This window comes from Caldicoprobacter sp. (assembly GCF_047459465.1).
Classification (GTDB): domain Bacteria; phylum Bacillota; class Clostridia; order Caldicoprobacterales; family Caldicoprobacteraceae; genus Caldicoprobacter.
Window position 1 is genome coordinate 1 of sequence record NZ_VSCO01000084.1, and the last position, 7,892, is coordinate 7,892.

The window sequence follows — 7,892 nt, forward strand, 5'->3', positions numbered from 1 at the left end:
CTGGATAGACTGGTGGACGGGGAAAGAATATGAAGGCGGCAAGTATCACCTCGTTGAAGCGCCGCTGGATAAAATGCCCCTTTTTGTTAAAGCCGGAGCCATAATACCCATGGCTGAGCCCGTAAACTGTACTGCCGATGGCATAAAAGCTGAATTCCGTGTTTTGCCGGGGGCTGTGCAGGCGGAATATGTCTACTATGAAGATGACATGGTTACGGAAAATTATAAGAGTGGAAAGTACAATTTATATAAAATAAGATACCAAAAAGACGGGAACGCCGTGAACATAGAAATGGAAAGGTTGCATTACGGATATCATGAAGGGCAAAAGAGGTTTAGGATAGTCTTTGAAGGATTAAAGGGTATAGAAAAAATCTTGGCAAATGGCCAGCAGGTAAGCACCCAGGTAATAGATGGAAATGTAGTGGTATATGTGGAACCCAAAGAGAAGTAGAAAATAAGCATTTATTGAGCTTTTACCGAGCTTGTTGAGGCTATGAGAGAAAAATCTCGATTATTGGATCTGGACAATTATGCGTATAGATGCTATCATATACTAAATAAAATAAAATTTAATATTAAACGGGGAGCTGAAGCAATTCGGCTGAGAGGGAGTTGTAATGCACTCCGACCCGATGAACCTGATCTGGGTAATGCCAGCGTAGGGAGCCAATTGTGGAAGGGGACTACATGTCCTTATGTTGGCATGTAGTCTTTTTTTCTCCCCGTAAAGAGGGAGGAGAGGATGAAATGAAAAAAGTAAACACCAGGATGCTTGTGGAAGCCGGGATGATGGTAGCCCTGGCGCAAGTGCTAAGCTATGTTAAACTATTTGAGATGCCGCAGGGCGGCTCTGTCACAGCAGGTTCTATGGTACCCATCTTTGTCTTTGCTTTTAGGTGGGGTACTCTCAGGGGACTGCTGGCCGGTATGGTCTATGGGATTTTACAGTTCATCCTAGGGGAAAAATACAGCTTCCATATAGTATCCATACTATTTGATTATGTCATAGCATTTGCCTGTCTGGGTTTGGCAGGCCTCTTCAGGCATAAGGGCATGTTGGGCGTAATGGCCGGTGCTTTCCTCGGAGTGTTTGGGAGGTTCATATGCCATGTCATATCTGGCGTAGTGGTGTTTGCCAGCTATGCTCCAGAAGGGCAGAGCCCATGGGTGTACTCCATACTTTACAATGGCTCTTTTCTGCTCGTAGAGCTTGTAATTTCTCTGGTGATTGTAGGAGTGCTGTATAAGGCCAGCAAGTCCAACTTCTATGTGAGAAAGGATTCATCTGGTGATTATACCGCATAAAAAGTTAGATATATGCCCAATAAAATGAGAAGTCCAGGTTTTCGCCTGGACTTTACTCGTTGAAAGGCACCTTATTCTTTTCTGCAAACCTCTTGAGCACGTCAACGATCCACTGGAAATCATCCCTTACTACGCCTTTTTCGATAATGTAAGGTTCTTCTTCGCCCTGAATGTGAATTTCTATCCTTTCAACGGGTTTAGAGAAGAACAATATTTTCTTTACACCGCTGGTGCGTTGAAATTTAACTATCTTGCTGGCCTGAAATCTTTTCCAATGTTTGCCGCCTGTAAACAATGAAAGCTCTCCTAAATCTGCATTAAACTCCCTGACATACTGGGCCCCCATATCCACTCCTCCCTATCCGTTTTTACTCCCGTTGAAGTAAAACGCTAAGGAATACGGTATAATATATATGCCGATATGATTTCTGGATATGATTCAGCGGCAAACGGGATGCTATATCAATTATACCATATTATCAATGCCAAGAAAAGGGATAAGGGTTGTCATTTGTTTAGAATTTGACAATACGTTTTTGTGATAATGTGCTAAAATACAGTTATAATGCATTTTACAAAATCAATGCGGGGAGGCACTTTTATGAACAGTAGTATCAGAGATATAACTCTTGCAGATGAAGGTCAGAGGCGAATCGACTGGGTCAGGCGCTATATGCCCTTGCTTAATCAGTTGGAAAAGGAATTTGAGCAGACAAAACCGTTCAAGGGCAAGAAGATTGCAGTATCGATACATTTGGAGGCCAAGACGGCTTATTTGTGCCTGGTTTTGGCGGCTGGCGGTGCACAAGTTGCCGTCACGGGGAGCAATCCGCTGTCCACGCAGGATGCCGTAGCAGCTGCGCTGGTGAAGAACGGCCTTACAGTTCATGCATGGCACGGTGCCACCCAGGAAGAGTATAGGGAACATTTGAGCAGGACCCTGGATATAGAGCCCGATATCATCATCGACGATGGAGGGGACTTGGTGGCTATGCTGCATTCTTCACGCCAGGAATTGTGCGACAGGATAATAGGCGGCTGCGAGGAGACTACCACCGGCGTCCTCAGATTGAGGGCCAGGGAAAGGGAAGGAAAGCTTAAATTTCCCATGATTGCCGTAAACGATGCCTACTGCAAATACCTATTCGACAATAGGTATGGCACGGGACAATCGGTATGGGATGGAATCATGCGCACTACAAACCTCATCATCGCGGGCAAGAACGTGATAATAGCGGGGTATGGCTGGTGCGGCAAGGGGGTGGCCATGAAGGCCAGAGGCCTCGGGGCAAACGTGATCATAACCGAGGTGGACCCAATAAAGGCCCTGGAGGCTGTCATGGATGGGTTTAGGGTGATGACCATGCTTGAGGCTGCCGAGATTGGCGATATATTTATAACCACCACCGGCTGCACCAAGGTCATAAGGCGGGAGCACTTTGAAAGGATGAAGGATGGAGTTTTGCTGGCCAATGCGGGGCATTTCGATGTTGAGATATGCAAGCCTGATCTGGAGGCCCTGGCTGTGGAGAAGCGCCAGATGCGCTCTAATGTTGAGGGCTACGTGATGAAGGATGGGCGGGTGCTCAATCTTCTGGCTGAGGGGAGGTTGGTTAACCTGGCTTCAGGCGACGGGCATCCTGCCGAGATCATGGATATGAGCTTTGCCCTGCAGGCCCTTTCGGTGCAGTATTTGATTGAAAACCAGGGTAATCTGGAGCCGAGGGTATATAGCGTTCCGCACTTCATTGATTACAGGGTGGCACGGATGAAGCTCGATGCTATGGGTATCACCATCGATTGCTTGAGCCCGGAACAGCAACGCTATCTTTCATCTTATTGAATGAAACGTAAATGTTATCCTAATGTTTTGAATTTATATGTAAATGTCCTGCTGTGACCGGCGTTTTTAGAGGATATATAGAGGGTTGGTGTTTAGTTTGATTGTGGATTTGCCCACGTTGCGAAGCAAGCTCTTTAAAAGAGGAATATATGTGTTTGACGTATAGGACCTGGGTAAAGAGTGCGATGCTTTGGATAACTGTATTTTAAGATGAGCATATAAATGCACGGAAGGAGGTAATGGGCGCGCCCGTTAAATAAAAAGCACTGCAAAGCGTTGCCTTTAGCCAGCAGGCCTTGTTTATAGCGCTCTGCTATGCTGTGTTTTGTGCGCCCAGCGATTCATGAATATCCTGATAAGAAAATCCTATGTGATTACCATGGATGATGATGACAATTTGTACCCACAAGGTTGTATAGCCATAAAAGGCGACACAATTGCATACGTAGGCGATGAGGAAAGCCTTCCTGTGGGTTTTGCGCCCGATGAGGTACTTGACGGCTCCGGCATGCTAGCTTTACCCGGATTTGTCAATGCTCACACCCATTCTGCCATGTCGCTGTTTCGGGGCTATGCCAACGATATGCCCCTTATGGACTGGCTGGCGCAAAAGATATGGCCCCTCGAGGACAGGCTGCAGCCCGAAGATGCTTACTGGTTGTCCATGTTGTCCATAGCGGAAATGCTCATGAGCGGAGTTACCGTCTTTGCCGATATGTACATGTTCATGGACCAAACCGCAAAAGCGGTAGAGTATTCAGGGATTCGAGCTGTTCTATCAAGGGGTTTACAAGGGCCAGATTCCAGGTCGGAGCAGCGCCTCATGGAAAACCGCAAGCTGTGGGAGGAATGGCACGGTGGAGCCCAGGGCCGCATAAGGGTCATGGTGGGACCACATGCCATATATACCTGTGATGCCCATTACTTAAGGCGATGCATGGAGCTGGCACAGCAGTTGGGCGTAGGGCTTCACATCCATTTGGCCGAAACCCGCACCGAAGTAGAGGAGGCATTGAAAAGGCACGGCAAAACGCCGGTTGAATATTTGGAGTCCATAGGTTTTTTCAATCTGCCTGTTTTGGCTGCGCATTGTGTGCACCTTACGAACCATGATATGGACATACTCGCGAAATATGACGTACAGGTGGCGCACTGCCCCGTTAGCAATTTAAAGCTGGGCAGCGGCATTGCTCGGGTATCCATGTTGCTTGAAAGAGGGATAAACGTGGGGCTGGGAACCGATAGCGCGGCCAGCAACAACAGCCTGAGCATTATGAGGGAGATGACCTTTGCTGCTTTGCTGGGCAAAGGCATAGACGAGGATCCAACCGTTATTCCGGCAAAGCAAGCCCTTAAAATGGCCACTCTTGGTGGGGCAAAGGCCATAGGGTGGAGCCAGGAGATAGGTTCACTGGAGCCTGGTAAGAAAGCGGATATTGTTCTGGTCAAGTATGATGCACCGCATTACCATCCTGCCGCTGATCCAATTACCCATCTGGTATACAGCGGGCGTGACGCCGATGTCGACACCGTCATCGTAAACGGAAAGGTAGTGATGAGGAAAGGGCAGCTTACCACCATAGACTTGGAGAGGGTATATTACGAGGTAGAAAAGATAAAGCGCAGGATTATGGGGGGAATTTGAGATGGACACCAAAAACATTTCAATGAGCCGCATTGAGGAAAGGGCAAGGAAAATCGGTACCGCATTGAAGGGCTTAATTTTATACAGGCAACTGCGAAATCAGCCGGCCATCCAGGCATTTGAGGATTTCATACACGGCCTTGTAAGCGATAGCGTCTGTGCTGAGCGGCTATGGGATGATTACAGCCGTTTCGTGCATAATATGATGAACGCTCTGGAGGAAACCAATATCCTTCGATACAGCAATGGCACTGCGTTGTACAGCAGTGAGCCGCAGCTAAAAAGCTCTTTGACCCGAATAAAAGAGGTACAATCCCATGAAGATAGCCTTAGGCTTCATGATGGAAGTACAGATCAACCACGGGCAAATGATGCGCATAGCTGCGAAACGATGCGGTATGAGGATAATGCTCCAGATACAGGCTGCTTTGAGAGGGTATGGGGTGACCGTGAGGATGTTGCACAGGGCTATGAAGACGCTGCGGGGAGTACCCTGTGGAAGTCCTACTGGGGCTATAATATATTGACCCATGAAACGCCTTTTAGCCGCTACGCTGAACATGTGGGCTTTGAAGAACTTCCAGAGTGGCTTAAAGCCAGCATGGAATTTGAGCTGGAGCACTTGAGGGAAATTGCACTGGTGGATTGGGAGGAGCTTTTAGCATTGGCCAAGCATAAGACCGGCATAGACCGATGGCTAAATATATTTGCTCCGCAGTATGAGGATAGCGCCTCTGGGAGGGGAAAGGCCATATCGACGAGCACTTCGGCAATATGTGGAGGAATAAATCGACCTGTGCCCTACCATCAGGTGATAAACTGGGAAGTTAAGGAACTGGCATACCATTTCCATTGCAATGGCTCGGGCATGTTTGGCATATTCAAGGGTTTCAGATGGGAACGCGTTGACGGCCATGGACGACTTAAAGGGATTGCGTGCGTGGATCCTGTGACGCTGGACCAGCTGGTGGGCTATGAAGAACAAAAGGCAAAATTGATTGAAAACACCGAGCAGCTCCTCAGAGGATATAGGGCCAATAACGTGCTGCTTTATGGCGATAAGGGTACTGGCAAATCGTCTCTGGTAAAAGCCTTGGTGCACCGGTATGCCGAGCAGGGCCTGCGAATTGTGGAGGTACCCAAAGAATGCCTGAGAGATTATTATCATATACTGGAGCAGCTGGAAGGGCGCAAGCAGAAGTTCATACTGTTTGTGGACGACTTGTCCTTTGAAGAGGGCGAAGTGGAATACAAGCATATAAAAGCGCTGCTGGAAGGAGGGCTTAAAGCAAGACCCGCCAACGTGGTCGTGTACGCAACCTCCAACCGCAGGCACCTGGTGAGGGAATTCCATAGCGATAGGAGCGGGGCGTACTCAGGTCAAGAGGATGAAATCTCGCCCATCGACTCGATGCAGGAGAAGCTGTCGCTGTCGGATCGATTTGGCATAACTTTGACCTTCACCTCGCCCAATCAAAGGACCTATTTGGAGATGGTGGAACGCCTTGCAGCTGGGCGCGGGATCTCAATGGATGCCGAGGCTTTGAGAGAAGAGGCCTTGCGCTGGGAAAAGAGGTATAATGGCCGTTCGGGACGTACAGCCCGCCAGTTTATAGATTATTTGGAGGCTAGGCTGGGCAATGCTTTCAGTGGAGAGGAAGCTGCATTGGAATAGGATGAAAATAAATGTGAAGATGTACCCTTATAGTGTTAAAAGCCTTAACCCCTATAAAAGGGACATTTAACACTTTATTAGGCAGTTATTAAAGGTTTTATAAAGGTTGCGTAAAAGTTTTGAAACATATGCAGGGTATAATATAAACGAGCCAAATAATAGGGGGGAGGCCCATGTATAGGTTGTTCAGGAGCGAAATTGGAAGAGGGATTACCGGCGTCATAGTTTCGATCATACTGGTATTGGCGGCATTATTTCCCATACTCTTTATGGAGCTGTTAAGCCAGCTGGTATCTTTGATTTAAGGTCCGTGGCATTTGCTGCGTTGTGTACTTATTGGCCTGTATAGGGCGTGATGGATATAACCTGTGTATAAGTACAGGAAGATAAGAGGTATATATAAGAGCCATCTCCGAGAAGGGATGGCTTTGTGCTTTTAAAATGTCATATAAACATGAAATGACCGAGCATTTGCTCGGTCATTTCATGAATACATGGTTTCCTATAGCTATACTGCTTACAGCCTTGCGCTCTTTCATCCATCGGGATGTGGCCGTTTTGGGGTTATAATAGAACAAACATCCTCCAGTTGGGTCATGCCCCATTACGGCATCCAGGGCGGCACGATAACATTCCGCATCAGGGGTGAGATAGATCTGTCCGTCCTGGACACATGTAAAAGCGTAAGGCTGCATTATAACCTCCCTCAAGGTATTGGGGAAAAGGGGGGATTTCAATCGGTTCATTATTACAGCTGCTACTGCTACCTTACCTGTATACGGTTCTCCTCTTGCTTCAGCATTTATCACTCTGGCCAGCAGGTGTACATCATCTGGCTTTCAATGGGTAATGCTGCATATCCTGTTGACGTAGTCTGTTATGACCCTGTCTTGGACAAAATCTGCTTGTGCCAGCGTCTCAGTAGGAATCAAGAAATAGGTCGTTGCAAGCACGAAAGCTAGAGCCTTTTTCATGATTGTTCCCTCCTCCAACTATTATTTTGTGCTGGCCAGAAGCTTATATGCCTTGAAATAAAAGGCTATCTAACCTTTATTTCAGTATAGCCTTGCCTTTGGCTAGTTTTGCCATAGCCAAGCCAGGTACATGCCCATCTCTTCCTTATTTTTATTGTTTAAATCGGCAAAGTACATAAAAGTACTGCCGTTATCTGGGCAATCTCCTAAAAGCGCTATTTCTATACGGCTTCCTATTATGTTTTATGACGCATTGGTCGTCATGATATAGCTGACAGTTTTTGCATTTATTGAGTATGAAAGCTATAGCATTTATTAGCTGTTCTTCATCGTACACCTTCTTGTTCAACCAGCTGGTCATAGTTGATGCCTCGTTCAATCATTATCCCCCTTTTATCTGAAGTTATGTTGTGTTATTATTTCTATGTATTTATCTGATATTTATCT

At 46.9% G+C, this 7,892-nt stretch carries 10 protein-coding genes and 1 riboswitch; of the genes, 6 read left to right on the plus strand and 4 right to left on the minus strand.

Annotation, left to right across the window (positions count from 1 at the left end):
- Positions 1 to 454, plus strand: a 454-nt coding sequence (locus FWJ59_RS06445; protein ID WP_414481145.1) for a DUF5110 domain-containing protein, incomplete at its 5' end; no start/stop codon positions are given.
- A 119-nt stretch (positions 455 to 573) separates the two neighbouring features.
- Positions 574 to 685, plus strand: a riboswitch (TPP riboswitch).
- Positions 686 to 750: 65 nt separating this feature from the next.
- Positions 751 to 1,308: an energy-coupled thiamine transporter ThiT gene (thiT, locus tag FWJ59_RS06450; RefSeq protein WP_414481146.1), complete on the plus strand. Its 558-nt coding sequence runs from the start codon at positions 751 to 753 to the stop codon at positions 1,306 to 1,308.
- Between the two features lie 52 nt (positions 1,309 to 1,360).
- Here the strand turns inward: thiT and FWJ59_RS06455 are convergent, their stop codons facing one another.
- Positions 1,361 to 1,654 (minus strand): hypothetical protein, encoded by a 294-nt coding sequence (locus FWJ59_RS06455; protein ID WP_414481147.1) that lies wholly within the window; start codon positions 1,652 to 1,654, stop codon positions 1,361 to 1,363.
- Between the two features lie 255 nt (positions 1,655 to 1,909).
- Between FWJ59_RS06455 and FWJ59_RS06460 the strand changes: the two genes are divergently transcribed.
- The 4 genes from FWJ59_RS06460 to FWJ59_RS06475 all read left to right on the plus strand — a co-directional run bounded on the left by FWJ59_RS06460 (position 1,910) and on the right by FWJ59_RS06475 (position 6,776).
- Entirely contained in the window at positions 1,910 to 3,151 is a 1,242-nt protein-coding gene (locus FWJ59_RS06460) for an adenosylhomocysteinase (protein ID WP_414481148.1), read from the plus strand.
- 379 nt (positions 3,152 to 3,530) lie between these two features.
- Positions 3,531 to 4,796 carry an amidohydrolase gene (locus tag FWJ59_RS06465; protein ID WP_414481154.1) on the plus strand — a complete coding sequence of 422 codons (1,266 nt, stop codon included), beginning with the start codon at positions 3,531 to 3,533 and terminating at the stop codon, positions 4,794 to 4,796.
- A 1-nt stretch (position 4,797) separates the two neighbouring features.
- The gene (locus FWJ59_RS06470; RefSeq protein ID WP_414481149.1) at positions 4,798 to 6,471 is read left to right on the plus strand and encodes an ATP-binding protein; all 1,674 of its coding nucleotides are present in this window, start codon (positions 4,798 to 4,800) and stop codon (positions 6,469 to 6,471) included.
- A 173-nt stretch (positions 6,472 to 6,644) separates the two neighbouring features.
- Entirely contained in the window at positions 6,645 to 6,776 is a 132-nt protein-coding gene (locus tag FWJ59_RS06475) for a hypothetical protein (RefSeq protein ID WP_414481150.1), read from the plus strand.
- A 174-nt stretch (positions 6,777 to 6,950) separates the two neighbouring features.
- Here FWJ59_RS06475 and FWJ59_RS06480 read toward each other — a convergent pair whose 3' ends face one another.
- The 3 genes from FWJ59_RS06480 to FWJ59_RS06490 all read right to left on the minus strand — a co-directional run bounded on the left by FWJ59_RS06480 (position 6,951) and on the right by FWJ59_RS06490 (position 7,824).
- A complete protein-coding gene (locus FWJ59_RS06480; RefSeq protein WP_414481151.1) occupies positions 6,951 to 7,280 on the minus strand; it encodes a cell wall hydrolase in 330 nt (109 codons plus the stop codon).
- Between the two features lie 30 nt (positions 7,281 to 7,310).
- Positions 7,311 to 7,445, minus strand: a complete 135-nt coding sequence (locus tag FWJ59_RS06485; RefSeq protein WP_414481152.1) for a hypothetical protein — start codon at positions 7,443 to 7,445, stop codon at positions 7,311 to 7,313.
- Positions 7,446 to 7,635: 190 nt separating this feature from the next.
- Entirely contained in the window at positions 7,636 to 7,824 is a 189-nt protein-coding gene (locus FWJ59_RS06490) for a hypothetical protein (RefSeq protein WP_414481153.1), read from the minus strand.
- Positions 7,825 to 7,892 lie beyond the last annotated feature (68 nt).

Coding starts and splice junctions, on each gene's coding strand:
- FWJ59_RS06465 (WP_414481154.1), top strand. CDS start 3,531: ATGGATGATGATGACAATTTGTACCCACAAGGTTGTATAGCCATAAAA.
- FWJ59_RS06475 (WP_414481150.1), top strand. CDS start 6,645: ATGTATAGGTTGTTCAGGAGCGAAATTGGAAGAGGGATTACCGGCGTC.
- FWJ59_RS06455 (WP_414481147.1), bottom strand. CDS start 1,654: ATGGGGGCCCAGTATGTCAGGGAGTTTAATGCAGATTTAGGAGAGCTT.
- thiT (WP_414481146.1), top strand. CDS start 751: ATGAAAAAAGTAAACACCAGGATGCTTGTGGAAGCCGGGATGATGGTA.
- FWJ59_RS06485 (WP_414481152.1), bottom strand. CDS start 7,445: ATGAAAAAGGCTCTAGCTTTCGTGCTTGCAACGACCTATTTCTTGATT.
- FWJ59_RS06460 (WP_414481148.1), top strand. CDS start 1,910: ATGAACAGTAGTATCAGAGATATAACTCTTGCAGATGAAGGTCAGAGG.
- FWJ59_RS06470 (WP_414481149.1), top strand. CDS start 4,798: ATGGACACCAAAAACATTTCAATGAGCCGCATTGAGGAAAGGGCAAGG.